This is a genomic window from Pseudomonas sp. ADAK13, assembly GCF_012935715.1.
Taxonomy (GTDB): Bacteria; Pseudomonadota; Gammaproteobacteria; order Pseudomonadales; family Pseudomonadaceae; genus Aquipseudomonas.
On record NZ_CP052860.1, the window covers coordinates 6,246,930 to 6,271,592 of the forward strand.

A 24,663-nucleotide genomic window follows, 5' to 3' on the forward strand; every position below is an offset into this window, starting at 1 on the left:
GGTTCGTAGGTTTGCCCAGTGGGCGGGATCAGTTCGTGTCGGCTCGGTACAAGAACGAGACCGGGACGGTGTAGGTGGAATCGCCGGTGATGCCGGGCCCCGGGTCGACCGGAGACATCGTCACCACGGTGACCGAGCCCTTCGTGTCCCTGGCGTACAACGGGAACAGGGTGGTCAGTTCGCCCACTACGGGGTTCGTCTGGGTCTTGCCGGTGCCCGCCGGGGCGATGACGCTGACTTGGAACACGCCGGTGAACAGCCGGTGATCACCGCCGAGCGTGTTGCTCGCGGTGTCGCCCGGAATAGTGAAGGCTTGCAGGTAGGTTTCGCCCGCCGCCGGCGTATAGGTCGTATTCTCGAAGACGATCTTCAGCTTCTCCGACCTGGTAGCGTTCCAGGCGATGAGCTTGGCCTCGTAGATCGAAGCAATAATTGCGTGACTCATACCTGGTTGTTCCTGATGGCCTCCAGCACGATCTGCTGAAAGCGAGCCACGGTTACCCGGACCATGCCACCGGGGGCCTGGGTGGAATGGCCGAACTCCAGCGGGATGGCATAGGGCAAATTGTTGATGATGTAGGCCATCTGGCCGGCGGTGAAGTCGCTCATAGCAGCGACCAGCGCGGCCGTGGTTTCGGCGCCGCTCGGGTCTACTTCGTCAAAAGTGACGCTCTCGACCACGCCGAGCGATATGTGCCAGTTCGCCCGGAACCGTCCGCCGACGTAGCCTTCGGGCGCTTTGATGTCCATGCCATCGTTGAGCTTGCGGCCCTTCTTCAGCCTGCCACCCTTGGTGAGGTTGGCCGGATCACTGCGCAATGCGCTGTTGTGGTCGTCGACGGCCTTGTTGTACTGAGTCGCCACTGCGTTCTGCGCCCAGATCTCCGGGTTACCCACGGGTGACATACGAATCAGGCTGCTGCCGACCTCGATGATGATCTCGCGCACACTGGCGTCGATGGCTTCGCTGGTCTGGGCTGCGAACTCGGCGAGACTCAAGGCGAAACTGCCGGATTGGGTCGCCATGTCATTTCCTCAGTTGCGCCGTCCACGTTGCATCAGCCGGATCGGCTGACACGTTCATCACCCGAAGCCCGTTGACGATATCGCCAATAGCCGGGGCAACCGGTACCGCCGTCGGAACACCGGCCTCCGACACGAATAGCTCGTTTTGCAGCACCAGCAGCTTCTTGTCGGTGGTCTGGATGAGGGAGCCGTCGATTTCTTTGGACAAGTAGCTGCCCAGAACGCCGCGCCCCGAGTACGTCACGATGGTCTCCGGCGTTTCGCCGCCCAGTTCCGGGTCATACTCGCCAGCGACCTTGCGCACGCCTGTCACCGGTTTGACTGCATCGGCCAGACCATCGGGATCGTCGAACGCCTCGGCCAGATCGGCCTGAATTTCTTCGCGCATGCCCATGATCAGATCCTTTTCAGCATCATCACGCCGGAGCGCTTGATCCAAGGCTCCAGCAGCGCCAGGGCGAAGTTCACGCCGGCCGACTGATCGGCAGAGCCTGCCACGTAGGCCTTGCTCACCGATGTGCCGGACTGAGCCGAGACCGTCTTGCTCTGCACTTCCTTCTGCGTTGCCGTGTATAGCTTGCCCGCCGCCGCCTCTTTGGCAACCTGGGCGCCGGCTGTTTTGATCTCGGTCGGGACCGGATCGGGAACAGGCCGCTTAATCTTGGCCGTGAGCCAGGCGTTGGCCATGGTCACAGCAAGGACCGGATCACCGGTGCCGGCCCAGTCAGGACCGAGCTGGGCGTCAACATCGGCAACGGTGATGAAGTCGGTCATGTGCTTGTCCTTATTCCGCTGGCACCAGGGCCTGCAGGTCTTCTTTCTTGGCGGTCGCGTCGAAGGTGATGCCCTTCGCGGTCAGCCACTCTTTCAGCTCCGGCACCTTCATTTTCAGAGGGTCGGTTTCGGGCGCTTCCTGTTCCTTGCCATCGGAAACCTTGATGCCGGCAGCCTGGTAAGCATCGAAGATATCCGGTGCATCGCCATCAACGACCACCTCGGTCGCGGAGCCTATGACGCCGAAAAACTCGCTTAGCAGGCGGTAGCACACGCCGCGCTCTTTGCCAGGCTTGTCCGTGTAGATCACTTTCATAAGTCACCTCAAAAGCATCCCGGCGCCATACGGGCGCCAGGCTGTGTGGGCCGAATTACGGCGTGGTGGTACCGCTGATCACAGCGGCGAACGGAACCTGCTTGCGGCTGAACACGCGCTGCCAGTTCGCAGCAGCGGCGTATTGAGTGGCGGTCGGGCTGAGGTTCTGAGCCTCGGAACCCTTCCAGCTGAAGCCGGCAGGCTGGAGGATGTAAGTCTTCCGCTCCCAGAGCACTTCGGCACCACCACCATTGCCGCCGCCCGGCTTACGCTCGAGCTCTACCGGAACCTTCGGCGTGCCTTCGCCGTAGCCGAAAGCGCCCTGGCCGAAGAACACCGACAGGTACTTGCCGGCGCCATACACCAAGGCATCGTCCATGAACACTGGCTTGCCGAGGTAGGTGGCCAGGATGATCCTGCCGTCTGAGTCACGCAGGTACTCGATGAGGTCCTGCTTGACCATCTGGTTCATCACCACGGAGTGCACGCCGATCGCGCCGAACTGGTCAGCGGCATCGCCGGCGGTGAATGCTGCATCCTGGAATGCGTTCGCACTGATGGTCGCACCCGCGTCGATGACCATGTCACCGCCGTTGTTCGCGATGTTCGAGGCGATGATGCCGCGAGCCGCGCCCAGGGTGTAACGCTGCCACTGGCGGGTCCAGTAAGTGCCGAAGCGGTTGCGGATCTGCTGCTGAGGTTCAGTGTTCGCCAACTCAGCGGTCAGGTCGGTGACGCCGTAGCCTTTGTTGAGGTACAGAACCCGGGCACGCATGCTGTCCTGGGTGACTTTGCCGACTTCACCCTGGTCGTTCGGGTCGTCGTTACTGATATTCGGGGCTTCATCAGCGTTGAGATCCTGCCAGTAGCTGATCTCGGCGGTGCCCTGGCTGCCGGAAGCGATCGCATCCAGCACAGGAGAACGGGTCACAATGCCCGACTCGTACACAGCGGTCTTTTCCGGGCTGTTAACCGGCGCCAGCGAGGCGTAGTAGTCACCGACGAAGATGTCGGTCAGTTGGGTAGTTGCCATGGATTAGGTTCCTTTGGTGGCCTGGATTTTCTTGAAGAGCTCGGGGTTGTCACGGGCGATCGCAGCGCGCTCGGTTTCCGTGTACTCGCCCCACTTTTTCGTGGCCTTGCCACCGTTGTCGCCGGTCTGCCCGGCACCCTGAGCCCTTGGCCACAGGTGTGTTGCGGTTTCACGCAGCGATTCCGCCCATTCGAGCGGCGACAGCGGGGTTTTCCCGTCCTTCCCGTAAACGACCTCGCCGTCACGGTCGGTGGCAATCGCCTCGCCGTCTTCACTGAGTTTGAAAGTGCCCCGGGCGCGCAGGATGATGTCCTCGGCGGCCTCTGGGAGCGCGCCGGCCTTAATGGCAGCAGCGCGGATGGAGTCGGCCAGCACCTTGTCGCTGTACTTGGCGGCAAATTGTTCGGCCTTATCGGCACGGGCCTTTTCGGCGGCCAGCTTGGTGTCGTAGTCGGTGCGCAGGCGCTCGGTACGGCGGGTGATGACCTCGTCCAGCTTGCCCTCGGCAATCAGCTTGGTCTCTTCATCCTGGCCCACCTTGGTCAGCAGGCCCTTCACGGCTGCGATGTCCAGGCCTTCAAACTGAGATTTGAAACCGTCCAGCTCAGTTTTGGTGGTCCGGAGCGAGCCAAGTAGCTCGGTATTTTTGTTCTTGAGGCCCACGGTCGCCGCCTCTACAGCTGCAGCAATGGCGGTCTGAACTGCTGGGTCTTCAAGATCAATCTGGTTTTCGTCTGCCACTTGGTGCACCCCTTGGGTTTGGTCGGCCCGCTTTGCAGGCATAAAAAAACCCCGGCATGGCCGAGGCTTGGAATTTTGCTAATGTTCGGTACGTGCTGATCACTCAACGATAGGAGGCGGTTATGAGCGAAGAACGGTATTCAATGTCGCAGGATGAATTCGTCAGAAGCTTCATCAACGGATGGATCGTCGACGCCCGAGACGGCGGACTTATAGTCGGGCGTACTCACGAAGAAGGTCACATCCTCATGTTCCAGGGTACCGACGTTCTCGGAGAATTTGAGCATATGGGCTTTGTAGAGGGCGGCGAGTACATCATGAGTACTGACGCGACGGCGCACCATTACAGCCGACTCGAAGAAATCAACAGCGACAAGTCGCCATGCGACGCAGAGATTTTCGTGACCACCAGCAGCCAACTGATCAACAGCAGGGCGGAGCCGCACGATAAGTTTTTGATCATCCACAAACAGTTCATCATCAACAGAAATGCCACAAAGAGGCACTTTGATGAACTGGAAAGACTAAACAGATCTCATCGATATCATCGCGGCAGAATCCTTGATGACGATGTAATTGCCGCCATTACTGAGCCTGGGTTCGTACGATACTGAGGCCACGCATCACCAAGTAATCGGCGAACTGCGTCCTGCTCGGAGCGTATGGTGGCGGACGCATGCGAAACCCGGGCGTATCGCGGTTGAGCCGCGTGCGCCGTCCATTGGGCTCATTGCAATGCGTCGGCTCCTCAATTTGGAAGCCCTGTTCGACAGCGTACAGCTCGACAGCAAGCCGCACCTGCCCCCATTCAAGCTCAAAGGGCACGAACGTCTCTGAAAGCGTCTGGTATTCGATCTTGCAGTCACGCCGAGGCCAGGCCATTGCCTGATCTGGATTGGCCTTGCGCCCTTTCCACTGCCGGGCGTTGATGTCCGCCGCAGCACGCAGCAGCAGCGCGACCTGATCAGCCTCTGTTTCCGGGATCCGAAAGCCGTAGTAGTCGCGGTAAAAGGTCAGCTTCTCCAGCGGTACGAAGCTATTCGCGTCTGGCCTTCCCTTCCCATCCTCAACAATGATCTGCATGTGCTATCTCAACCTGGTTGAGCGCCGAGTGTAACGCCTGCTCGGGTGAACATGTCAGGCTCTGCATCCTTCAGCTGCGCCAAGGTCAGCGGCTTGAACGAATTGTCGAGCTGCAGCTTGGCAAACTTCTCCGGAGTCAGCCCGCCATCGCGGAACAACTTGCCCCGGACCGGCCCAAGAGCATGGTCTTGGAAGCTCGCCGGTTGCGTTGCCAGCCACTCGTAATAATTCAGGCCGGCGTCGACCTGAGCCCCGCCGTTATCGCCCACCGAGGCGCGCGTGGCGTCCTTGGCGAACATCTCCGAAAGCCTGGTGGTCGGCACCGTGGTTGACCGGCAGTTGATGTGCGCCGGCGGCAACGGGCCTTTGCCTAGGTCGAAGCGCATTCCGTCCAAACCCTTGCATTGCTGCGAGGTCTTGCGGTCGAGCGTCGAAACCCAGCGATAGCCCAGCACCACGTCACTGTTGGCCTTTAGCGTCTCCATTCGCGCCGTGGTAGCCACGTGCTGGATTGCCGTCTGCACCATGGAGGCGGCGTTGCGGTTGCTCACTGCCAAGACGCCGTCTGTGAAATTCTGCGCCGCAGTACCGCGAATCGCCTGAATGATCTGGGCATTGGTCTGGCCCTGGCCGAAGCCGAGCCGGATAGTGTTCGTGACGCGCATCGTCTCGGTCCGCGTCCAGCCGCTGACGAAACTCTTCAGCAGCTTGCCGCCGTCGATACCCTTTACCTGAAGCGGATAGGAGAACACCGCCGCACGGATCACCGTGTTGGTCGGCACCACCGCATCGATGGAGAGTGCATTGCTCAGGCTTTTAGCCTCGAAGCTTGACTCGTACAGCGCGATATCGACCAGATCGGCCTGCACCATGTCGCCGTAGGCCTTGTAGATCTCCAGCAGCTTGCCGTCCACCCGAGCCAGGAACTGCTCAAGGCGGTCCCGGCTGTAGGTGGTCAGTTCCTTGCGGGTGAGTTGGTCCCGCACCAGCTTGTCGATCTGGCGCAGGTACTTCTCGAACTTCTTGACCTCGCCGGCCTTAAGCCGCTCCAGCATTACCGAGTGGCGGGTCGTCTGCTCCAGCAGTTGGCTGTCCGCCTGCGCCAGGTTTGTCGTCGGCATCGTCTTTGTCCAAGTTGATGCCGGCCGACTCGCGCTCATCGCTGATCAGGTCGGCCTCTTCGTCATATGGGCGGTCCGGCAGCTTGCCGGTGGTGAGGTACTGCCAGTAGGTGTCGGCGCTGATCGTGCCGGCCATCACACCCTTGAGCAGCTCGGCGAGCACCTGGGCGTCGACCACCGGAGTCACGAACTCAGGGTTCACCTTGAACTTGACCTGCTTGGGGTCGTAACCCTTCCACTCGGCGGCGTATCGGAGACCTTGCTCCACTGCCTCGGCCACCGTGATGACGATGCTGTGCAGCGTGGCATGCTGGTCGTTTTGGCGTGTTTTTCGCGCCTCACCCGACTCGGTGCCGCCCACGTCCATGACCTTGGCGCCGGCCTCAAGCGCGGCGTTCTTCTGGTCATCCATGGCCTTGCGCACTGCTTCGATGCCGGCGCCTTGGAACTCCAGGTAACCGCACTCGCCATTCGGACCAAGGTCCCATGCCGCCGATGGGCCGGTGACGCTCAGCTCCACCGCCTCATCCAGGCCAGATACCCACGGCTGCGGGTGGCTGGTCTGGTGCAGTGATGTGAAGTAGTCAGCGCTCAACTGGTAGGACTTTAGCGCGGCCCGGGCCATGGTCAGCAGCGGTACCTCGTCGACGTCCGGTGAATTGTCGGTCGAGCCGCAGTAGATAACGGGCAAATAGGCCAGGCCTTTAACGAGACGGTTGTCGGTACCGGTGGTGCCAAGCGGCTTCTCATCCTCGACCAGCTCACCGCCTTCATTCCGCACAGCGGTGTAGCAGACCTCGTTGAGCATGAAGAACTCACGGAATACCGTGTCGCAGTCATGGCTGTAGCGATCGCCGCCCTTCTTGCGGAACTCGCGGAACACAGAAAGCACCAGGTCCTGCCGGCCGCCTTGATCAGCCGTGTCCCAGTTGATCGCGTTGCGGGTGGCGTACGTCGAGAAGTACGGCTCGCCGCTTTCATCGATGTTCACCACCAGCGGCACCCGGCCGTGGGAGATCGCCTGGCGAACCATGCGGAAGAACAGCTGCTTCAAGCCGAAGCCGTCCGCCGTTGCGTTGTCTTCCAGCCCCTTCAGGCCGCTGGGCAGTTCTATCTCCGGGATCAGACGAGAAACCAGGCCCATCATCGATCTCAGCGAATCCCGCACCCAGTGCTCATACTGAGCCCGGGCCGTGTAGTTCTCGTACAGGTACTTGTTACCCGCAGCGTCGAGCTTTTCAGCTTCGACCATCCCGCTCGGCTTGGGCAGATTGCGCTCATTGCGCTTCACGGCGCACTCACCCTCGAGCGCGTCGTCCATCATTTCCCACTCGGCGATGTGTGCGTCGTAGTCGGGGTTTGTCGATTGCACTGGCATCAGGCCAAGCCTCCAATTCGGCGTGTTCCGCCTGTGCGTTTGCGTCGGCCCATCGAGACGGCGAAGTAGCGGAAGGCGTCCGCGCCGTGCGATGACCAGTCGTGAAGTGGTTTGTCTTTCCAGCAGCCCCGCTTGTCGTCCCACTCCTTTCGGTAGTTCTCCAGGCAGGAAATACCCAGTTCGCACTTGGACTCATCGAAGGCACAGGCCGGAAGGATCTCCCGAACCTGCTCAATGCCTTCGTCGATGCCGAGCTTCGGAACAACGCTGAACTTGAGGCTGTATTTTTGTCCATCGATCTCGTAGCCCTCCCGGGCCAGTTCGCGCCGGGTCTTGCCATCACTGCCGAATTCGCGGTTGTCGATGTCGTGCGGGCCCCAGTGATCGCCGTACGTGTACTTGCGGTCCTTGAGCACCTTCATGTAGTGCCGTAGGCCTTCACCGCTGTTCTCGTAGAAGTCGATGATGTGGTACTCCTCGCCGACAATCCGGACGAACCAGATGGCCGTGGAGTCGCCGACGCCGATATCCCATATCGTGTGCACCGGCAGATGACCGTTGTCCGGTAGCGGGCCGATCCTCTGCGCGCCATACAGCTTGGTGAACTGCTTGGCGTAGTAGGCGCCCTCGATCGACTGCTGGAAGGCTTCCGCCGGCAGTGACGGGTATTCCCGCTTCATGTCGTCGCCGAGAGTCTTCTCCTTGGCGGCGTACCAGGCGCGCTGGCCTGGGTTCGTGTCAATGCCGTGCTTCGCGAAAAGCTCGTTGAAGTAGTCGGTCAGGCGCTGCGGGATGACCACGTCAGTCGGGTCAAGCCAGTAGGCCTTGTTCTTCCACCAGGAGAAGAAGAAAAACTTCCAGTCCAGCAGGCCCAGGGGCACGCCGGCCAGTTGCTGCCGTTCCGCGCTCTGCGAGTAATCGAAGAAGTATCCCGCCCTGCCCTCCGCCGTCGATTCAATCGTGACGAAGCAATCGGTGGCGACAGCCTCGAAGGCTCCGGTGACGATCTCTCTGGCCTTGTGGGGAAACTTGGCGCAGATCTTCCCGAACTCGGATACGTGCAGATACCGTAGAGTCCCGCCCCGGAAGGACGTGGACACGTAGAGCGATCCGCCCTTGCTGAACACGAGCTCACCAGCAGCATCGTTAGAAGCAGGATTGGCGGCGCGTATCTCAGCAGGCAGGTTGTCGTAGGCATATTTGACCTTCTCCCGAAACAGGCGCTTGGCGTCGTTCAGGGTGTGGGCGATCAGGGCGCACTTGGCTGATTCGAACAGAGCCGCGTCCAGTTGGATGATGCAGCACTCGGTGGTGAAGCCAAGTTGCCTGGCCTTCAGGATGATGTTGCGAGTATGCATCCCATCGAAGTATTCGATCTGCTCGTCCGTCATCCGGAAGCGAACCTTCTTTCCCTGCTTGTCGGTAATGAAGTAGAGGTTGTTCAACCGCCAGCGCTTATCCCGGAGCAGCTTCAAGTGCTCGGGCTTCATGTCAGGCTTCCTTCGATAGATCGTCCATCAGTGCAGCCAGGTCGCTGACTGTCTTGTCGCCGGTCTCAGTGTCGAGGTTGTAGGCCTGGCGCTCACCCTTGATGACCTTGAGCTGGGCATCGACACCAGCGTTCAGGGATCGAGCGAAGTCACCGGCGTTGTCTGGGGTCACTTCCATGTCGGACAGCACGTAGCTGAGTTTGTCGGCAATGCCGCGCCACTGCGCCAGCCCTGAGCGATGAGCCAGGATGACAGCTGCAGCCTGATCGGACGCCTCTTCGATGATCTCGGCGTCGGTAACCACTTTCGACTGGTTACTTTTAGTGGTTACCGCCGTGGTTACCTTCTGCTTGGTTGCCGCTCGAACCTGGTCTGTCAGGTCGCGCTTCCAATCTTCTTTCTTTGCTCGCTTCAGGATGGTCGCGTGGTTCACACCGTGCGATTCACCTATGGCGCGCACTGAAATCAACCCGGCCCGGTAGGCACGTTCGATTGCCTCCCAGTCGGGTTGCTTGGTTGCCATAATTGCCTCAGGTAGTTTCAAAGGTGGTATTGAAATAGTGGCGCGATGCCGGTATGAGTTAGGTTCATTCAATCAAAGGAAGTGAAAATGTCTGATACCGGCCCCAACACAATTTTAAATGTGCCCGCTTATTTCAAATCCGATGCCGATGGGAAGCGTCACTTTGCAGTGGCGTCCGCACTCGACATCATTGCCAAAAAGATTTCGGCGAATCCAGCCACAACCATCGAGTACGAGCTCGATAAGTTGTCCAGTTATGCCGATAAAATTCAGTCGGCAATTGCCAACAATAAATAAGTAGTCCGTGCCGCACTCACCTGCGGCACACCCACTCCGCAACTGGTAGAGAAGAACGATGCATAAGTACGAACTGACCTACGACCACATGAATGCTCCGCAGACAGAGCACGGAGAAGCTCCTGAGCGCATAGATGCTCATGAGCTTTTGATGGAGCTGAAGCTTGGCGGAAAAGGTGGTCAGATCATAGGCACCCAGACGACCGAGGAATCTCTCGCGCGTATGCGTTTCACTGACGTCCGGGTCACTTGGCTGTAGGCTGCTCACTTTTCACGTCTCGCAAGCTCACACAAAACACGCAAAGGATCAGCACTGCATGCCCATTCAAGAGTTCGACGCCAAGACTGAGTACATAGTCAAACCCGCGCTGTCACATAGCCTTGCGCACAAGCCCGTTTACGCGATGCCCTATTGGCACTTCGATGGCATGCACAAAAAAAATACTGATGCAAAATACCTCTCCGTTGGTTTGTCTCAGTGGGGTGATACAGATCTTTCTCTGAAAATTATGCGCCATGACAAACAATGGTCTCCCCAATCAGAGGAGTTACCACTTCACCGAGTCATTGATTCAACGATATTTTTAGCCAAGGTTTTGTTGGACCGAGAAGACCAAAGCGTGGAAATAGAACGCAACCTTTTCGTAGAACAGGAGAAACGCTTTCTGGTTAAGCAAGAGTCTGTCACCTCCAGCGAGCAAGACCGCTTTGATAACTTCCTGAAAAAGTACGACGGCGACCTGAAAGCACGCTTTGACACGCTCTACCGGCTTCTGAGCAGCCTCAAAACTCAAGGAAAGTTTTAGGCTCCCCCCTTTAACTCAATCAGCGTCGCGTCAAGATTTGGCGCATTCGAAAACGTGGCGCGGATTACTTGCCCCGGCCCTCGACACCACCAGGCGCCTTGTCACAGTGCAAGCAGTGCTCGCAGTTCAGCGTCCGGCAAAGCCAGGCTTTAACCCGCTGCCAGTACGTGACCATGAAGATGTGGCGGGCGCCGGCCAGGGCCAGAGACACATGCAGCGTCAGGCCGGCACTGGTCGGGCCGAAGAAGATGTTTTGACTGCGCGCCATAACGACGAAGCCGCTGATGGCGATGGCCGAGTAGATCAGCTTCCCAAGGATGCCGTCCCTCACCTTCCCGCTCACTACGCACCAGGCCGCCCACAGCGCGATTAGGCCGCAGGCGACGGAGTTGATCAGTTCAAGATTCATGGTGGATTGCCTCCCCCAAACCGTTGGCGAATAAGCGCCCAGAGGTCAGCGGATTTGATGGCTCGATTGATGGCCGCCAGGAGCGAGCCGCCGAAGGCCCCCAGCAGGAAGCCGATGCCTGCGACGATCTTCGGCTCAGTCACACCCAGGTAGGTGCTGACCATGCTCGTCAGGTAGATCGAGCAGGCCATGCCGGTGATGAGGAAGATCATCCAGGCACGCCAGTCGTTCAAGTCGTCCTTGTGCCACCAGCTGGCGATCACGGCGCCAACGAGGCCCGCGATCAATAATTCAAACCTGTCGATCTTGTCGAGCAGGCGCTGTAGATACTCCATGCGCTCGACTCCGTGGGGCATGTTTGAAATAGGTCAGCCCCGACGGCACTCCCAGCTCGGGGCAATGGGTGTGGCGGGGCCGATAACGAAAAGGCCCCGATCAATGTCGAGGCCTTAGAATGGTTGCGCGACGTAAGCCGCGCGGTGTTTCTTGGAAAACCCACACTTAACTAGGGTTCCCCCGCTTGAGCGTTACTTACGCAACGGTGCCGTCAGCGTTGAGCACGTCCCAGGACATTTGTACCGTGTTGGCATACTGGTTCGTAAAGTAAACGAATACTCCACTGCCAGCTGGAATCAAAAGGTCGTCGTACTGCGTTCGACTGGAAGGAATAATCGGATATTTCACGTAGTTATCGGCGCTAGCAGGAGGCGTCGTGGTACTAATAATCACATTCCCGCTTGCATAAAGTGTTCGCAAAATCACGCCATTAGGGTTATCGCCAGGTGCAATCAGCGGGTATGCGATGAAGGGGTTGTTGATATTCACGTTTTTGAAGCTTTTACCAAGTGCACGTACAGTCATTTTTTTACCTATTGAGTCGAATGATTTGTCGCGGAGGATTCCGCTTTCATGTCGCTCAGAGGCGATGAGGTGAGGTTCTCGACCTTCTTGCAAACAGGCCCAATGCAACGCGTTGGGCCTGAGTTGAAGCAGAGCGCCAGAGATCAGAACTCGTAGCCGATTGTGCCGATCTGAGTCGGGAACGGCTTGGTGCTGTGGGTCAACGGATCAGAGTTGTCTGGGTAGTACACCTTGCGTGCGCGGATCGAAGGCGTATAGCCAAACCGCGCCCAAACTGGACGTGGCTGAGTGATGGTGAAGCGGCCGTTGAGCTGCAAGCTCAGAACTGCATCTGGATTCCCAGCTGTGTGGGTGTGCCACAGAGCAACACCGGCAGCGTTGTAAATCACCAGGTTGCCGTCACCCTGCATGACACAGGTGGTGCCGCCCTTGCCCTGGGTGTAGCTCGCCCAGACAACAGAGCTGCCAGGGCCGTAGACAACCAGGTTACCGTCGCCCTGGAACACCACACCATAGCTACCAACGGTGTAAATCTTGCCGGGCTCAAGGTACGTGCCAGGCGGGAAGATGTATGACGGCTGACCGTAGAGCAGCGGCAGGCCAGAAGTCGTCCAAAGAGGTGCCGACTCAACGATGACCATGTTGCCGTCGTCCTGCACCTGAAGATGAGTTCGCACAGCGACGTTATCGAAGTTCTTGTCGCCACCCGATACGTCGCTATTTGTGGTCTGCCAAATGCGCTGACGGCTGAAGTCGTTGAGCACAAGGCTGTAGTTCATGAAAACTTGAGGCGCGGTAACGGCCTGCCACTTGTAAATTAGCTGAGTGGCATACGCACTGTTCGAGTCTGCAACCCATACGGTTTTATCACCATCGTAGAGCGCAAGATTCTCATCTGGCTGATAGATCAACCGGAAGCGCTTATTCGGCGACTGCAGAAACTGGCCAGCGCTCATGACGTTTCGCGGAGGGAGCACAGAGCCGCCGTTCGCTGTGAAAGGGGTCAAGTAAGACATGTATTCACCTTTTGAGTCGGACAATTGATTGCGGAAGATCCCGCGTTCGTGTCGCTCAAAGGCGATTGCTCGAGGCTCGCGGCCTTCGCATGATTCAACGTCCCGCATCGGGAACATTTGATCTGGAGCTCTGTAAACCCACCCGTACGGGCGAGAAGTCTTTTGCAGTTACCGCATCTGAATTCTTTCAACATCTGCAAATTCCTTTTGCTAAATCGCCCTTTCCGTGGGCAATAAAAAGCCCAGCGCGAAGGCTGGGCAACTTTGTTTCGTATGGTGTTTTAACTGCGCATCCTGACCATCACCCGCCATATTTTCATTAACAGAAGAGCAGTCAGTGCGCCGAGCAGACCTGCAAACAATCCCAGCGAAAAAATTGCAGATGGCTCCATCCAGCACAGGCCCATTGGCTTCGTAAAATAATAATGGCACGGCTCAGGGAGCAGAATCTGCCATGCGGGCAACGCGCCAGCGATAAACAATAACCCTATTCCGAATAGCGCTACGGCTACCCAGCGAGAAATGGCGGGGAATCTTTTTCGAGCCCGCGATAGAGCAATCACCAGGGCAACGGAAACGAGTCCAGGAGCGAAAAGAGCCGCAAAAATAACCTGGCTATACTTATGGGCAGTATCCATATCACCTCAATAAAAAACCCGACACGTTGGCCGGGCTTTTTTATGTCAATCCCTAACGCGCAAGATCGACAGGATGGATAAATACTCTCTCACTTTCTCACTCATTGCAATGGCTATTTGCTACGCCGCGCAACTTTCGATTAAGCCCTCGGCGTCGAGCAGTTCCTGAGCGGCCGTCAGCGCCTCGTTTACCTGGTCATTCAACGCTTTGCGGATAGACGAGCGCCACCGATAACGGGTCGACTCCGGCTTGCCGTCATTGTCCCAATTGGTGATGTCGTACCAGGCGGCCGGCAAAACTGCGGAGGAACGTTTGCCCTCGGCACCGGCAACCTGCGGAATGGCCCACGTCAGCACAGCACACTCACGAAACCGTTTCGGCGCCGGCGACTTCACCGAATTCAGCAGCTCCAGGATCGCGCCGTGCTTGCGCTCCTCGTGGGTGGAGTACTTGGCCACCAGCGCCCGCCAGTGAGCCGGGGTCAGCGCCTTATGCAGCCGACCGAACACCCAGCAGTCTTGGAGAAATGCCGCCTCCTTGCCGACTATCTCCCCCTTCTGCTTCGCGCACTGCACCTTGGGCTCAAAGTCGCAGCCGCCGGCGGAACTGATGGTCTCGGCCGCGAGCGCCCGAACTACTGCTGAAACAACGTTGCGATAGGTCATGCTGCAGCCCTCTTCAGTTCTCTGGTCTTTGCCCGGTAGTAGGCCTTGATGCCCTTGATCTGCTCGACGGAGTACTTGAGCACGCTCTGGTCGGCTTCCAGGGCGTCAACCGCTTCCTGGCCGACTCGCGCGATCAGGCCGATCCGGTAATCCACGGCATTGCCCGAAAGGAATCGGTTGTCCTGCTTGCTCTGGGCGTGGCAGTTGCGTTCATCGAAGCGCAGGTGCGGCGCGGAGCCAACGCTGCGGTAGTGGCCGGCATCGACTGCGTTGCCGCTCCAGTCCAACGGCTTGCCGCTGGAGATGCAGAGGTGGCCGGCGGCCTGGTCCCGGGTGCGGACGTACTCGTTGAACGCCTGCTGAGCCTCACGCATGTGTTCGCCGCGGCTCTTCAGCTTCTCCTTTCGGACCTTGATCTCGCGGCGCTCAACCTGATCCAGCGACTTGCGCGCCTTCGCCTGGTTCACGTCCTTGATGGCCAGGCCGCATTTCGGACTGCACACGGCTTGGCCCAGGCGCTGCGGCGGGAAGCTGATGCCGCATGCCGGGTTCTTGCACTTTTTCGGTTTGGGTTGCTTGGCGATCATGCAGCCTCCTTGCTGAGTAGATCAGTGAAAACCACACCTTGGCCTGTGAAATAGGCCGCAATGCGATCGGTGTAATTGATGCCCTGGGCGCGATTGAACAGGCTGGTCACCGGGAAGCCGTCGGGGCCGAACAAGTGGCACTCGCCCATCATGGCCAGTTTCGTTTCGTAGGGCAGATGACGCATTACCCGGTACCACTCGGCCTGAAACCCAGCGTCCTCGTTCAGCAGGATCTGCACGCCGATGTGCAACTTGCAGTACTGCCGGGCGTCGGCGGCGTCTCCGATCTGGGTCATCTCGGCGATGCGCTTGTACATGGCGAACCACAGGCGGTTCTGGTCGAGGGTGCGGTCCTTGCCCGGGCGAAGACTCACCACCACGAAGTGCTTGTCCTCGAACATCTTGGACATGCGGGTGATGGCCTCGGTGAGCATGGAGCGGCAGTTGACGCTGATCTTGTCCGTCATGACTTCACCTTTAGGCCTGCGGCCTCCAGTGATGCCCGGTCATAGACGGGTGTCTTCGTGCACACGCGGTCATCTATCTTTGCCGCATACTCGACATCCCAAACTGACCGGCCTCCACCGCATGCGGCGTAGTCGCCTACCACGGCATACGGCTCAGGCAGCTCAATCACCAGCGCCTGGCGAGAGGCCGTCCAAACCAGCCAGCGATTCCCACAAGCGGCGTCGCGATGATCGACAAAGCCGAAACGCCGGTGGTGCCAGATATTGAATTGGGTCAGCTCCGTGTTCTCGCCAGTTAGCGGCGCCCAATGGGCCTCAGCCCAATCTTTCGTGGAATCTCCGCTCATGACTGCTCTCCCTTGCCCATGGCGGCCCCAGAAAGCTCGCCAAGCACCAGCGCAGCAATACCGAAAGCCTCGACGCCCATCGGGGTTACTCGCAGAATGTCGTTCAATGCGGAAACCAGCGCCTCGTTCTCGGCCTTGATCCGTGCGATCTCTTCGCGCGCAGCATCGAAGCCAGCAGCTGAATACACAGCCTCGCTCTCAAGTCGTTCGTTCTCAACCTTGAGCTGGTCGCGCTCAGCGGTTGCGCGGGCATAACCCATTCGCAAAAGAGCGAGTTCGGTGGTGCCAGGAGGGTTTTCGAGCAGGCTAATGAATTCGCCGAGCGTATCAGCGGCCGCATCGAGGTTTTCGTAGTGGTGTCCGCAGTCGGCTGCAACCTCCGCGTCCTCTCTCAACTCGATGATCAACGCCTTAAGTTTCTGGATGCTTGCCATTCAAAAGCCCTCCTTTCCGCGCTGCGATTCCCACTCAAACGGAATGACGATCACCCCGCCCTCCCGCAGCCGATCAATGCAGCGCTCGCCAATGGCGGCCGGCAGCGACTGGCCGTCCAGGTTGGAAACGATGACCGTCGGGCGCAGCTCTTCGTACCGGCCGTTGATGATTGCGAACAGGGTCGTCAGCTCGAAGTCGCTGGGCTTCTCCTTGCTGACGCCGATCTCGTCCAGGATGAGCAGCGAGGGGCTGATCAGGCTCGACAGGATCTGGCTTTCGCTTTGGTCGCTGGAATGGTCGTAGGTCGCGCGGATGGCCTGCAGCACAGCGCCGATAGTGCGGTACACCGCCGTTGCGCTGGACCTGGCCATGATCTCGTTGGCGATCGCCACGGACAGGTGCGTCTTACCGGTACCGGGTTTTCCCAGCAGCAACAGGCAGCGACCAGTCTCGGCGATCTGCGCGAACTCAGCGGCATACCGGCGGCAGGTATTCAACGCCTTTCGTTGCTCCGTAGTGGTGGCAACGTATCCATCCAGCGTCTTGCTGGCGAAGCGCTTGGGGATCAGCGCGGCGCCGAGCTTGCGCTCCATGGCCATGCGCAGCTCCATCGCCTTGTTGGCCAACTCCGCAGCTTCAGCCTTCTCGCGAATGATTCGGCTGCACTCAGGGCAACCGCTCTTCAGCTCTTTGCCCAGAACCGGGAAAATCTTCTGGTCGTAGTGGCCGTGTGTCTCGCACTCGGCGGGCTGGATACGGGTTCCGGGCGGTAGTTCAGGAGTTTGCTGGGCGGGCTCAGATCGCATAGGAACCGTCCTCTCGCTGAATCAGGCCATCGGTGTAGTTGCGCTCAGCAAACCCGGTGTGGCGTGACTGAGGGGCTGGTGCCGGCGCGGACTCGGCCAAGCGCTTGATCACCCAGGAAGCCTTGAAACCCTGCCAGCCGGAATTCAGCGCTTCGGTGATGGCCTCGTCAGCGGTGATCCCGGCCTCGGCGCATTTAGCCAGCTCGGTGTTCACGGTCGACCAGACGGTGGCGGTCACGGCGGCACGTTTGGCCTTGCGCTGGGTCAGCCAGTCAGCCAACAACTGCTCAGGGACGTTGTGCGGGTTGTCGGCCAGCAACTGGGCCATGCCGAACGGAGTTTTGCGATCAGGCTTCGGCGGTTCGGCTGGCTCTTGGGGCGGATTAATCTCTTTCGAAGAAAGAGTTAATAGGGGTTCTTTCTTTGTATAAAGAAGGGAGTGAGCAGTTTTGGTCTCACTCGCAGGACGTCTCAGTGAGACGATATTGTCTGAGTGAGACGTTTTGGTCTCAGTGAGATTCGCTTGTTTTTCTTCGAAGAACGACCACTCGCGGACCGGCGCGATGCCGATATCCCCACGGCTCCCGCCAACGCGGAAAATGATGCGGCGCTCAAGGAGGTGGCTGATCGCCTTCGACGTAACGTCGCGGCGCAAGTTGGTCTGCTTGCCGATGTCGTCGGCAGTTAGGCGTTTGGTTTCCAGTTGATAGCCGATGGTCTGGCGTGCAATGGCCATGAGCACGCGCAGCTCACGCGCTGGCAGGTCAACCGTAGCCAAAGCCTCCATAAGGCTATTGTCCATACGGGTGAATCCCCGAGGGTTGTGTAACGGAACAATGTTTGGCATGATTTCTCTCGCTTAAAGCTGTTGAAGAAGCCGACCTCGTACGTCGGCTTTTTTGTGTCTGAAATTCAGGCGGCCTTAACCGACGCATCCATCACGTCCAGGCTTTGCCGAACATGATTGATCTCCTGGCGGATCAGGCTCTTCTCGAAAGTGCTGACGTGGTTGTCGTCCAGCGCTTCGTGCACCGCGATCGTCAGGTCGGCAACTTCCTTACCTACGTTGATCAGCGACTTGGTGAGCGCTTGCGGCTCCGGCGCCGACTTCGATACCAAGTCAAAGCCGAATTCATTGGCCAGGGCCATCAACGGGCGCATGTCGCTGGTGTGCAGCAGGATCCCAAACAGATGCTCCACGGTCAGGTGATGAGCCTCGTTGTCAGGGTTGGCGCGCTGAAGCAGGCCAACGTGCGGAATACCCATCTTTGCAGCCAGGGTCTTGGGCTCGTTGCCCTTCACTGCGGCCTGACATGCATCCAAAAAGTCTTCCATTCGTAAAACCTCAAATTTGTTTCCGTGGCGCCCTGCCGATGCAGAAGCGATCATTTGCTCAATGGATCGGCGGACACGGATGTCAGGCGGCCTGAGCCTTCTTTGCTGCCTTGAACCTGCCCTTGGAGAGAACCTGAATCTGGTATTGCCTGGATTCAGGGATTGTTTCGCCCCACATGGTCACTGCGCTTGGGCGGATACCCAGGGCTAGCGCCAGCTTTGTCTTGCTGCCGAAGAATTCGGCGACTTCATGCGTGTTCATTGCGCATCCTCGTTCGAGCCTGTCGCAATTTAAGCATGCTTAAGTTATGGCATCAACGGTGTTTTCTGCCTACTGCATGCTTAAATTCAGTTAACTTAATATTGAGTCCATGGAAAGACACGAACGCATCGCCCGCGCCATACAGGTCAGCGGTAAAAAGAAAGGAGAAATTGCATCGCTTTGCGGCGTTGCAAATTCTGCCGTTACTCAATGGATTACTGGTGAGAGCAAAAGCCTCAGACCGGAGAACCTTTACGCGCTGGCGAAAGCGACTGGCTTCCGGGCCGAGTGGCTTGCTATCGGTGAGGGTGAAGAGCGCGAGGTTTCAGAGTCGAATGTCTCCCCCGCCGTCCAGCCCACCAAATCATTCCGCTACCCAGTAGTGAGCTGGGTTGCTGCAGGCGCCTGGGCGGAAGCAGTGGAGCCCTACCCGGCCGGGATCTCGGACACCTACGAGTTTTCGGAGTACGACGCCAAAGGCCCGGCGTTTTGGCTGACAGTTAAAGGTGACTCAATGACGGCACCCGCCGGCCAGAGCATCACCGAAGGCACGCTGATCCTTGTGGACACCGAGGCCGAGGTCGCACCAGGTAAGCTGGTAGTGGCCAAGCTACCGGACAGCAACGAAGCTACATTCAAGAAGCTGGTCAGCGACGGCGGCCGGCTGTTCCTGAAGCCGCTGAATCCGAGCTACCCGATCGAAGCAGTGGACGAGAACTGCAGGATCGTAGGCGTGGTTGTGCAGGCGCTGCAGAAGTTTTACTGATCCGCAAGTGTGCTGGGGCGGATATGCCCGGGCGGTAAGCTAAATCGAGATATCGCGAGCTGACTAGAGCTCGTATACACAAGGGAATGTGGTAATGAATGCCTTTCGGATCGCGACTTTAATAGTCGCCCCGCTTTTCATCTCCGGCTGCTACAGCACGCCAAAAGAAAAAACTGAGTACGAAAAACAGATCGACGCAGTACCGATGCCTGTAACGGAAGCTGAACGGGTTGAGCAGTGTCGTAACTTCAAGCAAAGCGCAGATTACCAGCGGACTTTGGATATTTTGCAGTACTCACAGCGATCCAAGCTCGGCGCCTCGTATTTTCAATTTACAGAGTCTCTAGCGCTTTCGCGTCGCCTTAGAGCCATGAAGTGCCCTGGGTATGGGTGGTTTTCCTGATGCTGTTGCCTTGGGTGAACCAATGACTGCATGGCGAGAGCAGACCTTCTGGAGCAAGGTAGGGGTCATTGTTTGCCTGGGTCTCCTTATGATGCTCCCCGGCTATTCTGACGTCGCAGGTCTGGGCGGAGGCTCTTCCGGCCACAAGCGGGTGTTCAGCCCTGGATTCGTTGTACTCTGTGTTTTCGTGGCGGTGATTGAGCTGATAGCGCTGAACCACTTCTATGGCGTGCGGATTAGGTGACGGCGGGGAGGTTGTTTGATAGAAACGAAACAGGCTTGCCACAAAATCATTTTAGATGCACATTTATGGTCTAGGGCGATCTGACTGTAACTTTCACAAATTAAAGGGACTTAGAATGTTTCACGAAGGATTTGCAGGTTTGAGAAAAGCGCTCGAGGAAAAACGTGAAGTGAAACTACAACTACCATCACGATTCTCGTTTAAAGAGCATGATGTTTATGACTTTGACAGGCTTATCAAATTCTTCGACTGGGACATATCCAACTCCCCAGTAGAAATAGATCTAACCAAATGCCACACTGCAAACTATCAAGCACTATCTTTACTCGCAATCTATGGATGGAAATTGAAATCCCAAGGCTGCAGAGTAACTTTTGTTGAAAACGATAAAACCACCGGCGCCAGCGAAATGTGGCGAACCATGGGGGCTAGAGGTTTGTTCGCAGTTTTGTTTAACAGCGGCCAGCAATTCAAAGGCAACCATTTCAAGCCGCTTTTTGCTGTTCGAGACGCTAAAGATTTCGGCACAGTAATCCAATCAGCCGAATCTTATACCGACGGATTCAACGTAGAGTATGAAGGAACACTACGTTACGTTTTGAGCGAACTGCTTTACAATACGATGGAGCACGGAGCGTGCTTCTCCGGCCCGGCAAACACTAGAATACCCTCGCTGGTTCAGTTCACATGGTACAAACAGAGAAACGAAATTCAATTTATTATTGCGGATCTTGGAATAGGTATAAAATCCCATGTAGAGCAAGCTTTTTCTGCGCTTGAAAGCGACGAAGAAGCAATTGAGTTCGCGTTGCGAGCCAAAGTATCTGGGACTTTTGGCAGAAACGACCCATACAAGAATAAAAATAACGCCGGAATGGGTCTATATATATCTTCAAATATCATTCGGCGCCTAAATGCTGATATGCATATATTGTCAGGCAATGGCTTGGTTCATATATCTCCGAGAGATGTAACCCGTAGAAGGATGGATACTCGCTGGCCTGGAACTCTTGTTCTTGTATCTTTGCGCCTTGATAAAAACTCAACATTCATGCTTCACAAGATAATGCAAGAATTCAGAGAGGCGGCAGATAAAGAGCAGAAGACCGGAGATACTCAAGAAGCCGGAACCAAATACGTAATTGGCGTGGAAAACTTTTTTGGCAAATACGCAGAGGATAAAGAGGCAGCAATTAAAATGCGCGACAAAAGAATTTTCCCTGCGCTTGAAGAAGGAAAAACAATTCTTATAAATTTTGATAACGTTGTTAGTTCCCCGCATAGTTTTCTGAGCGCGCTGCTTGCCTCTCCAATCAAGGGTTTGGGGATGAATGCGTATAAAAGAATTAAGATTGTAAATGCAACCGCCGAGATTAGAGAAACCATAGATTTTATATTGGAAGACAACACTTGATCAGCGCTTGACATTCCTTCATAAGCGGCATACAAATACTATGTCGATGCGAATGGAGTCGCATTAGTGTCGATTTCTAGGACCGCCTCACAAAAGTGGGTGCCGGCTTCCTCCCGTAAAAAGCCCTCCTCGTTTTCTTGGAGGGCTTTTTTTATTGTCAAAATTTCTTGGTTTACTGAGCCGAGCCTCCGCTACGGACACCTTTTTTGAAGATTTCCCACTCGACTATCGGCCCAAACCTGATGCCTGATCAGCAGCTCGCTCAAGCGAGAGCGGCGACCAATGAGCGGAAGCTTTCACATCCCTTTCACAGGGGAGCGGCTAAGGCTTACCCCGACTCCTCGTGAACACCCCTAAGCCCGCTACCGCCCATCGTGGGCTTTTCTTTGTCCAAAATTTTCCGGCTTTTCTGATCAAATCTAGAGTTCTTTGTCGAGATATTACTCCCTGAATAATCGACTTCAGCCCACATACGCGGTTTTTTTGTTGCCCTTAGGCGATTAGAAAATCGTCTCGCTCAAAAGCCAAATCCATCGACTAATACCTTGTTACAACTATTCGCGCTTGGGCGGTTCCAGCATAGAACTTCGTGCTTTTGTTCTAATCCTTATGCTAGGCGTGCTTTAAACCGTGAGCGCCTGCTGACAACCCATAGAGGTTCAAAAAATGAAAATGACACTACCCGCCCTAGCTTTGGGTGTCCTCATTTCGCAAGGAGCGATGGCAGCCGGAGATGGCACAGCCGCTCTTGGAGGCGGCGTTGGTGGTGCACTTGGAAACATCGTAGGTCAACAGCTCGGCGGCTCTACAGGCGCGGCGGTAGGTGCAGGCGTAGGTGGTGCTGCAGGCAGTGCTGTCGGCGCTCAAAGAGGTAACAGAGCGGAAGCTGCATTGGGCGGCGGTATCGGCTCGGCTGGCGGGTCACTTATTGGCAATCGCCTCGGCGGAACAACTGGCTCGACGATCGGCGCAGGTCTCGGCGGCGCTGCGGGCGGTGCGCTAGGAAACAACCTAGCGGATGATGAGAGCAATCATCGATCTGATGGTAAGAAGCACAAAGGCAACAATAAGCATAAACACAAGAACAAGCATCGTTAGTTCCTGGCGCTGTTACATCGAAGCCCGGCCTAGCCCCGGGCTTCTTGCTTCTGGCCTTCGTCGAGACACCATTGAGCTGGCAATCCGCGAGATTGCACACTGGCAGTGCTGACGGATCAGCTCCCCCGGTGTTACAGAGAGCCCGCCCCGTGCGGGCTGTCTGCTTTTGCGACATCCTTTTCACCTGGCATTTACAGGACCGGAGCCAAACTCCCCCTACTCCTTTGAAGAATTCCCTTTAGGCCCGCCCATAAGCGGGCTTTTTTCTGCCCGCGGCAACGTGTTCCACTCACCGAAATGGAGCCATGTCCAGGCCTGCCAGGAGGTTTACCTCACTCCCGACATAAACAGGCTGTCGGACTGAACTTCTAGACACCGCGTAGAATCGAACTGCCATCACGCCACCTTTCGTAGTGCTATGTACATCGACGAGAACGCCCATTTGATCCAGGCCCTGCTAGAGCAAATTCATGCTGTGATGAAAATTGACTCCGTGAATCTGGTCGGCGATCAGGAGCTGGTTTTATTTGGTCTGCGAGAGATGATCACGCTAGGGATGGTCTCAGGGGCTTATCACTACAGCGCGGATTGCGACCCTATTGGTCCGCTCCTGTCATCTGTATCGGGAGTTTCCCTGACAAAGCGCGGCCTCATCTTCACCGAGCGATAGGCCACCATTTACACATTTCCCCTGGCAGCTAGGCTTAGGTGTTGACGCCTATAATTACGGAATCTTAATGGACGCGCTAAGCAAGCTCGATCTCGAACACCTCCTTTCTGATCGGCTTCCGCAGTGCACTGTCACATGCTCGATTAACGAAGACGGGTGCTTGTCGATCAACGTGGCTGGACCAGGCACAAACCAGTTCACCATCTCACAGGTAGAGCGCAGCCATTATCAGGGAGAAGAGGGAATCAATAAGCTTGTCCGCGAGATCCTGGAAGAGATGGTGATGTCACGACAAGCTACTCATCTGCTCGACTAGTGAGCCCGGCCAACCGCCGGGCTTCTTGTATCTGCCTAAAGGCGCAGTTCCTGGAAAGTACCGTTTGCGTTGTGCACACGCACTGCGACTTTGGAGCCGGCCAAGATCTGAGCAGCCACTTTGATCAATTCCTCCTTCGTCTCCGTCTCGGCAACCGGGCGAAATCTACGTGCCCTGAACAGCGCCCACCCCTTGCTAGTTTTCTCGATTCGATAAGTGACCATCGGCTTCCATACTGACAATTTCGTACTGACCGTGGATTGTAGACTTGCGCATAAGGATCCACGCTATGTGCGGACCGTCCTTGCCTGCTGCTAAGCACCCTTGCAGCTCCCCTTCTGCTCGATTTCGGCCCGCACACGCGGGCTTTTCGTTGTCCGTCGAAAACGCCTCTCCTTCAAAATATGCATTTATGCATGAAACTTCCTGCCGACCTATTGCCAAGATATGTCAGTGCAAATACTGTGTATCCATACAGCACTCGCAAGGAGCGAAGCATGAACCAGGCACCCTACTCCGCATCAAAACCGCGAAATTCCTACGAGCTTGTGGGCCACCGCCTGCAACGCATAATCGCCTCTCCTCGAGTACAGAGGATTCAGTTGGTGGAGGTATCCAGGCGCGAAGACGAAAGCCCTGAAGCCTGGCGCCAGGTCATCCAGGATATCGGCGACACCGCCGGCATAAGGGTCGAGCACCTGGAAGGCGGAGCCGTCCGGATCGGCTGGCGCGAGTACTGCGACTCATAAAAGAGCCCGCCGATGAGCGGGCTTTTTATCGCCTGTAAATTTCAGCAATCTGAATTATTTAATTAAGCATGCTTGACACATTAATTTCAGTTTGCTTAAATTCAACTCAAGCCAGCTACGAAGAACGCCGGCCAGCAGCGAAAGCTGCGCCGCTCTTTAGCGACAGCCCTTGCCGGATCACCACCGGCCCAGATTCAAAGGCAGCGATGAACCGGCCTAAACGGTTCAGAGGGTTGGCAACTGACCCGGGCGTGCAGCGTAAAGCGCCAAGAACAGTTATCCAGCGGGAGAACAAGCCGAAAGGCCCGCGGCTGGAGGAACAATTGATTCAAGCCGGTGACCGACGCCAGTAGCGGGTCACGGCCAGATCCAAAAGATTTGAATTAGCGAGCCCGATAGCTTCGGCTGGGCGCGCCGGACCTCATGCACCCTGCCCCACTCAGCCAGGGCATTCAGAGCTGTAGCGTGCATGTTGTAAGGACCTGTGATCCATGGCGAACAGATGCTGTTTGACGCTGTGAGTAGGAAGCTCGAAGCCCACACCGAAGACGATCGGCCTGCCCTGCAATCAGCAGCGGGCAACGGG

The 24,663-nt window shown here is 56.9% G+C and carries 39 protein-coding genes; 11 read left to right on the plus strand and 28 right to left on the minus strand.

Going from position 1 to position 24,663, the window contains the following annotated elements; genetic code table 11:
* Positions 1-28 precede the first annotated feature (28 nt).
* The 7 genes from HKK54_RS28720 to HKK54_RS28750 are packed head-to-tail and all read right to left on the minus strand — an operon-like array spanning position 29 to position 3,890.
* Positions 29-445 carry a phage tail terminator-like protein gene (locus tag HKK54_RS28720; protein ID WP_169388658.1) on the minus strand — a complete coding sequence of 139 codons (417 nt, stop codon included), beginning with the start codon at positions 443-445 and terminating at the stop codon, positions 29-31.
* On the minus strand, positions 442-1,026 hold the full coding sequence (locus HKK54_RS28725) for a hypothetical protein (RefSeq protein WP_169388659.1): 585 nt from the start codon (positions 1,024-1,026) through the stop codon (positions 442-444). Before HKK54_RS28725 ends, HKK54_RS28720 begins: the two co-directional genes overlap by 4 nt.
* Position 1,027: 1 nt before the next feature.
* Positions 1,028-1,420: a hypothetical protein gene (locus tag HKK54_RS28730; RefSeq protein ID WP_169388660.1), complete on the minus strand. Its 393-nt coding sequence runs from the start codon at positions 1,418-1,420 to the stop codon at positions 1,028-1,030.
* 2 nt (positions 1,421-1,422) lie between these two features.
* A complete protein-coding gene (locus tag HKK54_RS28735) occupies positions 1,423-1,800 on the minus strand; it encodes a hypothetical protein (RefSeq protein WP_169388661.1) in 378 nt (125 codons plus the stop codon).
* Between the two features lie 10 nt (positions 1,801-1,810).
* Positions 1,811-2,116: a HeH/LEM domain-containing protein gene (locus tag HKK54_RS28740; RefSeq protein WP_169388662.1), complete on the minus strand. Its 306-nt coding sequence runs from the start codon at positions 2,114-2,116 to the stop codon at positions 1,811-1,813.
* Between the two features lie 55 nt (positions 2,117-2,171).
* Positions 2,172-3,149, minus strand: coding sequence for a major capsid protein (locus HKK54_RS28745; RefSeq protein ID WP_169388663.1), 978 nt, complete (start codon positions 3,147-3,149; stop codon positions 2,172-2,174).
* A gap of 3 nt (positions 3,150-3,152) precedes the next feature.
* On the minus strand, positions 3,153-3,890 hold the full coding sequence (locus HKK54_RS28750) for a hypothetical protein (protein ID WP_169388664.1): 738 nt from the start codon (positions 3,888-3,890) through the stop codon (positions 3,153-3,155).
* A gap of 122 nt (positions 3,891-4,012) precedes the next feature.
* On the opposite strand from HKK54_RS28750, the gene HKK54_RS28755 reads away from it, so the two are divergent.
* Positions 4,013-4,504 carry a hypothetical protein gene (locus HKK54_RS28755; RefSeq protein WP_169388665.1) on the plus strand — a complete coding sequence of 164 codons (492 nt, stop codon included), beginning with the start codon at positions 4,013-4,015 and terminating at the stop codon, positions 4,502-4,504.
* Here HKK54_RS28755 and HKK54_RS28760 read toward each other — a convergent pair.
* From HKK54_RS28760 to HKK54_RS28780, 5 genes are read right to left on the minus strand one after another with little or no spacing between them, the layout of a single operon-like run.
* On the minus strand, positions 4,476-4,973 hold the full coding sequence (locus tag HKK54_RS28760) for a DnaT-like ssDNA-binding protein (RefSeq protein ID WP_169388666.1): 498 nt from the start codon (positions 4,971-4,973) through the stop codon (positions 4,476-4,478). The two genes, HKK54_RS28755 and HKK54_RS28760, sit on opposite strands and share 29 nt — an antisense overlap.
* A gap of 8 nt (positions 4,974-4,981) precedes the next feature.
* Positions 4,982-6,094, minus strand: coding sequence for a minor capsid protein (locus HKK54_RS28765; RefSeq protein WP_178121005.1), 1,113 nt, complete (start codon positions 6,092-6,094; stop codon positions 4,982-4,984).
* On the minus strand, positions 6,012-7,472 hold the full coding sequence (locus HKK54_RS28770; protein ID WP_169388667.1) for a DUF4055 domain-containing protein: 1,461 nt from the start codon (positions 7,470-7,472) through the stop codon (positions 6,012-6,014). Before HKK54_RS28770 ends, HKK54_RS28765 begins: the two co-directional genes overlap by 83 nt.
* Entirely contained in the window at positions 7,472-8,962 is a 1,491-nt protein-coding gene (locus HKK54_RS28775) for a terminase (RefSeq protein WP_169388668.1), read from the minus strand. Before HKK54_RS28775 ends, HKK54_RS28770 begins: the two co-directional genes overlap by 1 nt.
* A 1-nt stretch (position 8,963) precedes the next feature.
* Complete coding sequence (locus tag HKK54_RS28780) at positions 8,964-9,485, minus strand: hypothetical protein (RefSeq protein WP_169388669.1); 522 nt, start codon at positions 9,483-9,485, stop codon at positions 8,964-8,966.
* Between the two features lie 87 nt (positions 9,486-9,572).
* Here HKK54_RS28780 and HKK54_RS28785 point away from each other — a divergent pair, with 87 nt between their 5' ends.
* The 3 genes from HKK54_RS28785 to HKK54_RS28795 are packed head-to-tail and all read left to right on the plus strand — an operon-like array spanning position 9,573 to position 10,588.
* Positions 9,573-9,782: a hypothetical protein gene (locus tag HKK54_RS28785; RefSeq protein ID WP_169388670.1), complete on the plus strand. Its 210-nt coding sequence runs from the start codon at positions 9,573-9,575 to the stop codon at positions 9,780-9,782.
* Between the two features lie 58 nt (positions 9,783-9,840).
* A complete protein-coding gene (locus tag HKK54_RS28790) occupies positions 9,841-10,041 on the plus strand; it encodes a hypothetical protein (protein WP_169388671.1) in 201 nt (66 codons plus the stop codon).
* A 58-nt stretch (positions 10,042-10,099) separates the two neighbouring features.
* The gene (locus HKK54_RS28795) at positions 10,100-10,588 is read left to right on the plus strand and encodes a DUF6530 family protein (RefSeq protein ID WP_169388672.1); all 489 of its coding nucleotides are present in this window, start codon (positions 10,100-10,102) and stop codon (positions 10,586-10,588) included.
* A gap of 64 nt (positions 10,589-10,652) precedes the next feature.
* On the opposite strand, the gene HKK54_RS28800 is transcribed toward HKK54_RS28795, so the two are convergent.
* From HKK54_RS28800 to HKK54_RS28870, 15 genes are all read right to left on the minus strand, one after another.
* Positions 10,653-10,997: a hypothetical protein gene (locus tag HKK54_RS28800; protein ID WP_169388673.1), complete on the minus strand. Its 345-nt coding sequence runs from the start codon at positions 10,995-10,997 to the stop codon at positions 10,653-10,655.
* The gene (locus HKK54_RS28805; RefSeq protein WP_003218335.1) at positions 10,994-11,332 is read right to left on the minus strand and encodes a hypothetical protein; all 339 of its coding nucleotides are present in this window, start codon (positions 11,330-11,332) and stop codon (positions 10,994-10,996) included. The genes HKK54_RS28800 and HKK54_RS28805 overlap by 4 nt, the downstream gene beginning before the upstream one ends.
* A gap of 196 nt (positions 11,333-11,528) precedes the next feature.
* Positions 11,529-11,858, minus strand: coding sequence for a hypothetical protein (locus HKK54_RS28810; RefSeq protein ID WP_169388674.1), 330 nt, complete (start codon positions 11,856-11,858; stop codon positions 11,529-11,531).
* A gap of 143 nt (positions 11,859-12,001) precedes the next feature.
* Positions 12,002-12,874 carry a putidacin L1 family lectin-like bacteriocin gene (locus HKK54_RS28815; protein WP_169388675.1) on the minus strand — a complete coding sequence of 291 codons (873 nt, stop codon included), beginning with the start codon at positions 12,872-12,874 and terminating at the stop codon, positions 12,002-12,004.
* Entirely contained in the window at positions 12,862-13,074 is a 213-nt protein-coding gene (locus HKK54_RS28820) for a Com family DNA-binding transcriptional regulator (protein WP_169388676.1), read from the minus strand. Before HKK54_RS28820 ends, HKK54_RS28815 begins: the two co-directional genes overlap by 13 nt.
* A gap of 81 nt (positions 13,075-13,155) precedes the next feature.
* Positions 13,156-13,512, minus strand: coding sequence for a hypothetical protein (locus tag HKK54_RS28825; RefSeq protein ID WP_169388677.1), 357 nt, complete (start codon positions 13,510-13,512; stop codon positions 13,156-13,158).
* Positions 13,513-13,632: 120 nt separating this feature from the next.
* Positions 13,633-14,178 carry a hypothetical protein gene (locus HKK54_RS28830; protein ID WP_169388678.1) on the minus strand — a complete coding sequence of 182 codons (546 nt, stop codon included), beginning with the start codon at positions 14,176-14,178 and terminating at the stop codon, positions 13,633-13,635.
* Complete coding sequence (locus HKK54_RS28835) at positions 14,175-14,765, minus strand: recombination protein NinG (protein ID WP_169388679.1); 591 nt, start codon at positions 14,763-14,765, stop codon at positions 14,175-14,177. Before HKK54_RS28835 ends, HKK54_RS28830 begins: the two co-directional genes overlap by 4 nt.
* Positions 14,762-15,232: a hypothetical protein gene (locus tag HKK54_RS28840; protein ID WP_169388680.1), complete on the minus strand. Its 471-nt coding sequence runs from the start codon at positions 15,230-15,232 to the stop codon at positions 14,762-14,764. Before HKK54_RS28840 ends, HKK54_RS28835 begins: the two co-directional genes overlap by 4 nt.
* Positions 15,229-15,579: a hypothetical protein gene (locus HKK54_RS28845; RefSeq protein ID WP_169388681.1), complete on the minus strand. Its 351-nt coding sequence runs from the start codon at positions 15,577-15,579 to the stop codon at positions 15,229-15,231. Before HKK54_RS28845 ends, HKK54_RS28840 begins: the two co-directional genes overlap by 4 nt.
* On the minus strand, positions 15,576-16,013 hold the full coding sequence (locus tag HKK54_RS28850) for a hypothetical protein (RefSeq protein WP_169388682.1): 438 nt from the start codon (positions 16,011-16,013) through the stop codon (positions 15,576-15,578). Before HKK54_RS28850 ends, HKK54_RS28845 begins: the two co-directional genes overlap by 4 nt.
* Complete coding sequence (locus tag HKK54_RS28855; protein WP_169388683.1) at positions 16,014-16,820, minus strand: ATP-binding protein; 807 nt, start codon at positions 16,818-16,820, stop codon at positions 16,014-16,016.
* On the minus strand, positions 16,810-17,667 hold the full coding sequence (locus HKK54_RS28860; protein ID WP_169388684.1) for a replication protein: 858 nt from the start codon (positions 17,665-17,667) through the stop codon (positions 16,810-16,812). Before HKK54_RS28860 ends, HKK54_RS28855 begins: the two co-directional genes overlap by 11 nt.
* Positions 17,668-17,732: 65 nt before the next feature.
* Positions 17,733-18,155, minus strand: coding sequence for a phage regulatory CII family protein (locus HKK54_RS28865; protein WP_169388685.1), 423 nt, complete (start codon positions 18,153-18,155; stop codon positions 17,733-17,735).
* 82 nt (positions 18,156-18,237) lie between these two features.
* Positions 18,238-18,417 carry a Cro/CI family transcriptional regulator gene (locus HKK54_RS28870; protein ID WP_024075251.1) on the minus strand — a complete coding sequence of 60 codons (180 nt, stop codon included), beginning with the start codon at positions 18,415-18,417 and terminating at the stop codon, positions 18,238-18,240.
* 109 nt (positions 18,418-18,526) lie between these two features.
* Between HKK54_RS28870 and HKK54_RS28875 the strand changes: the two genes are divergently transcribed.
* From HKK54_RS28875 to HKK54_RS28895, 6 genes are all read left to right on the plus strand, one after another.
* Positions 18,527-19,183, plus strand: a complete 657-nt coding sequence (locus HKK54_RS28875; RefSeq protein ID WP_169388686.1) for a LexA family protein — start codon at positions 18,527-18,529, stop codon at positions 19,181-19,183.
* Positions 19,184-19,277: 94 nt separating this feature from the next.
* Positions 19,278-19,586 (plus strand): hypothetical protein, encoded by a 309-nt coding sequence (locus tag HKK54_RS28880; protein ID WP_099547987.1) that lies wholly within the window; start codon positions 19,278-19,280, stop codon positions 19,584-19,586.
* A gap of 22 nt (positions 19,587-19,608) precedes the next feature.
* Positions 19,609-19,830, plus strand: coding sequence for a hypothetical protein (locus HKK54_RS33745; RefSeq protein WP_237151100.1), 222 nt, complete (start codon positions 19,609-19,611; stop codon positions 19,828-19,830).
* Positions 19,831-19,945: 115 nt separating this feature from the next.
* A complete protein-coding gene (locus HKK54_RS28885; RefSeq protein WP_169388687.1) occupies positions 19,946-21,244 on the plus strand; it encodes an STAS-like domain-containing protein in 1,299 nt (432 codons plus the stop codon).
* Between the two features lie 666 nt (positions 21,245-21,910).
* Positions 21,911-22,342 carry a hypothetical protein gene (locus HKK54_RS28890; protein ID WP_169388688.1) on the plus strand — a complete coding sequence of 144 codons (432 nt, stop codon included), beginning with the start codon at positions 21,911-21,913 and terminating at the stop codon, positions 22,340-22,342.
* 418 nt (positions 22,343-22,760) lie between these two features.
* Positions 22,761-23,012 (plus strand): hypothetical protein, encoded by a 252-nt coding sequence (locus tag HKK54_RS28895; RefSeq protein WP_169388689.1) that lies wholly within the window; start codon positions 22,761-22,763, stop codon positions 23,010-23,012.
* A 351-nt stretch (positions 23,013-23,363) separates the two neighbouring features.
* On the opposite strand, the gene HKK54_RS34090 is transcribed toward HKK54_RS28895, so the two are convergent.
* A complete protein-coding gene (locus tag HKK54_RS34090) occupies positions 23,364-23,552 on the minus strand; it encodes a DUF2188 domain-containing protein (RefSeq protein WP_169388690.1) in 189 nt (62 codons plus the stop codon).
* 273 nt (positions 23,553-23,825) lie between these two features.
* On the opposite strand from HKK54_RS34090, the gene HKK54_RS28905 reads away from it, so the two are divergent.
* Entirely contained in the window at positions 23,826-24,077 is a 252-nt protein-coding gene (locus HKK54_RS28905; protein WP_169388691.1) for a DUF1654 domain-containing protein, read from the plus strand.
* Positions 24,078-24,663 lie beyond the last annotated feature (586 nt).

What these genes read in the sequence shown, in the direction of transcription:
- HKK54_RS28720 (WP_169388658.1), bottom strand. Translation starts at nt 445, where the DNA reads ATGAGTCACGCAATTATTGCTTCGATCTACGAGGCCAAGCTCATCGCC.
- HKK54_RS28725 (WP_169388659.1), bottom strand. Translation starts at nt 1,026, where the DNA reads ATGGCGACCCAATCCGGCAGTTTCGCCTTGAGTCTCGCCGAGTTCGCA.
- HKK54_RS28730 (WP_169388660.1), bottom strand. Translation starts at nt 1,420, where the DNA reads ATGGGCATGCGCGAAGAAATTCAGGCCGATCTGGCCGAGGCGTTCGAC.
- HKK54_RS28735 (WP_169388661.1), bottom strand. Translation starts at nt 1,800, where the DNA reads ATGACCGACTTCATCACCGTTGCCGATGTTGACGCCCAGCTCGGTCCT.
- HKK54_RS28740 (WP_169388662.1), bottom strand. Translation starts at nt 2,116, where the DNA reads ATGAAAGTGATCTACACGGACAAGCCTGGCAAAGAGCGCGGCGTGTGC.
- HKK54_RS28745 (WP_169388663.1), bottom strand. Translation starts at nt 3,149, where the DNA reads ATGGCAACTACCCAACTGACCGACATCTTCGTCGGTGACTACTACGCC.
- HKK54_RS28755 (WP_169388665.1), top strand. Translation starts at nt 4,013, where the DNA reads ATGAGCGAAGAACGGTATTCAATGTCGCAGGATGAATTCGTCAGAAGC.
- HKK54_RS28760 (WP_169388666.1), bottom strand. Translation starts at nt 4,973, where the DNA reads ATGCAGATCATTGTTGAGGATGGGAAGGGAAGGCCAGACGCGAATAGC.
- HKK54_RS28765 (WP_178121005.1), bottom strand. Translation starts at nt 6,094, where the DNA reads ATGCCGACGACAAACCTGGCGCAGGCGGACAGCCAACTGCTGGAGCAG.
- HKK54_RS28770 (WP_169388667.1), bottom strand. Translation starts at nt 7,472, where the DNA reads ATGCCAGTGCAATCGACAAACCCCGACTACGACGCACACATCGCCGAG.
- HKK54_RS28775 (WP_169388668.1), bottom strand. Translation starts at nt 8,962, where the DNA reads ATGAAGCCCGAGCACTTGAAGCTGCTCCGGGATAAGCGCTGGCGGTTG.
- HKK54_RS28780 (WP_169388669.1), bottom strand. Translation starts at nt 9,485, where the DNA reads ATGGCAACCAAGCAACCCGACTGGGAGGCAATCGAACGTGCCTACCGG.
- HKK54_RS28785 (WP_169388670.1), top strand. Translation starts at nt 9,573, where the DNA reads ATGTCTGATACCGGCCCCAACACAATTTTAAATGTGCCCGCTTATTTC.
- HKK54_RS28790 (WP_169388671.1), top strand. Translation starts at nt 9,841, where the DNA reads ATGCATAAGTACGAACTGACCTACGACCACATGAATGCTCCGCAGACA.
- HKK54_RS28795 (WP_169388672.1), top strand. Translation starts at nt 10,100, where the DNA reads ATGCCCATTCAAGAGTTCGACGCCAAGACTGAGTACATAGTCAAACCC.
- HKK54_RS28800 (WP_169388673.1), bottom strand. Translation starts at nt 10,997, where the DNA reads ATGAATCTTGAACTGATCAACTCCGTCGCCTGCGGCCTAATCGCGCTG.
- HKK54_RS28805 (WP_003218335.1), bottom strand. Translation starts at nt 11,332, where the DNA reads ATGGAGTATCTACAGCGCCTGCTCGACAAGATCGACAGGTTTGAATTA.
- HKK54_RS28810 (WP_169388674.1), bottom strand. Translation starts at nt 11,858, where the DNA reads ATGACTGTACGTGCACTTGGTAAAAGCTTCAAAAACGTGAATATCAAC.
- HKK54_RS28815 (WP_169388675.1), bottom strand. Translation starts at nt 12,874, where the DNA reads ATGTCTTACTTGACCCCTTTCACAGCGAACGGCGGCTCTGTGCTCCCT.
- HKK54_RS28825 (WP_169388677.1), bottom strand. Translation starts at nt 13,512, where the DNA reads ATGGATACTGCCCATAAGTATAGCCAGGTTATTTTTGCGGCTCTTTTC.
- HKK54_RS28830 (WP_169388678.1), bottom strand. Translation starts at nt 14,178, where the DNA reads ATGACCTATCGCAACGTTGTTTCAGCAGTAGTTCGGGCGCTCGCGGCC.
- HKK54_RS28835 (WP_169388679.1), bottom strand. Translation starts at nt 14,765, where the DNA reads ATGATCGCCAAGCAACCCAAACCGAAAAAGTGCAAGAACCCGGCATGC.
- HKK54_RS28840 (WP_169388680.1), bottom strand. Translation starts at nt 15,232, where the DNA reads ATGACGGACAAGATCAGCGTCAACTGCCGCTCCATGCTCACCGAGGCC.
- HKK54_RS28845 (WP_169388681.1), bottom strand. Translation starts at nt 15,579, where the DNA reads ATGAGCGGAGATTCCACGAAAGATTGGGCTGAGGCCCATTGGGCGCCG.
- HKK54_RS28850 (WP_169388682.1), bottom strand. Translation starts at nt 16,013, where the DNA reads ATGGCAAGCATCCAGAAACTTAAGGCGTTGATCATCGAGTTGAGAGAG.
- HKK54_RS28855 (WP_169388683.1), bottom strand. Translation starts at nt 16,820, where the DNA reads ATGCGATCTGAGCCCGCCCAGCAAACTCCTGAACTACCGCCCGGAACC.
- HKK54_RS28860 (WP_169388684.1), bottom strand. Translation starts at nt 17,667, where the DNA reads ATGCCAAACATTGTTCCGTTACACAACCCTCGGGGATTCACCCGTATG.
- HKK54_RS28865 (WP_169388685.1), bottom strand. Translation starts at nt 18,155, where the DNA reads ATGGAAGACTTTTTGGATGCATGTCAGGCCGCAGTGAAGGGCAACGAG.
- HKK54_RS28870 (WP_024075251.1), bottom strand. Translation starts at nt 18,417, where the DNA reads ATGAACACGCATGAAGTCGCCGAATTCTTCGGCAGCAAGACAAAGCTG.
- HKK54_RS28875 (WP_169388686.1), top strand. Translation starts at nt 18,527, where the DNA reads ATGGAAAGACACGAACGCATCGCCCGCGCCATACAGGTCAGCGGTAAA.
- HKK54_RS28880 (WP_099547987.1), top strand. Translation starts at nt 19,278, where the DNA reads ATGAATGCCTTTCGGATCGCGACTTTAATAGTCGCCCCGCTTTTCATC.
- HKK54_RS33745 (WP_237151100.1), top strand. Translation starts at nt 19,609, where the DNA reads ATGACTGCATGGCGAGAGCAGACCTTCTGGAGCAAGGTAGGGGTCATT.
- HKK54_RS28885 (WP_169388687.1), top strand. Translation starts at nt 19,946, where the DNA reads ATGTTTCACGAAGGATTTGCAGGTTTGAGAAAAGCGCTCGAGGAAAAA.
- HKK54_RS28890 (WP_169388688.1), top strand. Translation starts at nt 21,911, where the DNA reads ATGAAAATGACACTACCCGCCCTAGCTTTGGGTGTCCTCATTTCGCAA.
- HKK54_RS28895 (WP_169388689.1), top strand. Translation starts at nt 22,761, where the DNA reads ATGTACATCGACGAGAACGCCCATTTGATCCAGGCCCTGCTAGAGCAA.
- HKK54_RS34090 (WP_169388690.1), bottom strand. Translation starts at nt 23,552, where the DNA reads ATGGTCACTTATCGAATCGAGAAAACTAGCAAGGGGTGGGCGCTGTTC.
- HKK54_RS28905 (WP_169388691.1), top strand. Translation starts at nt 23,826, where the DNA reads ATGAACCAGGCACCCTACTCCGCATCAAAACCGCGAAATTCCTACGAG.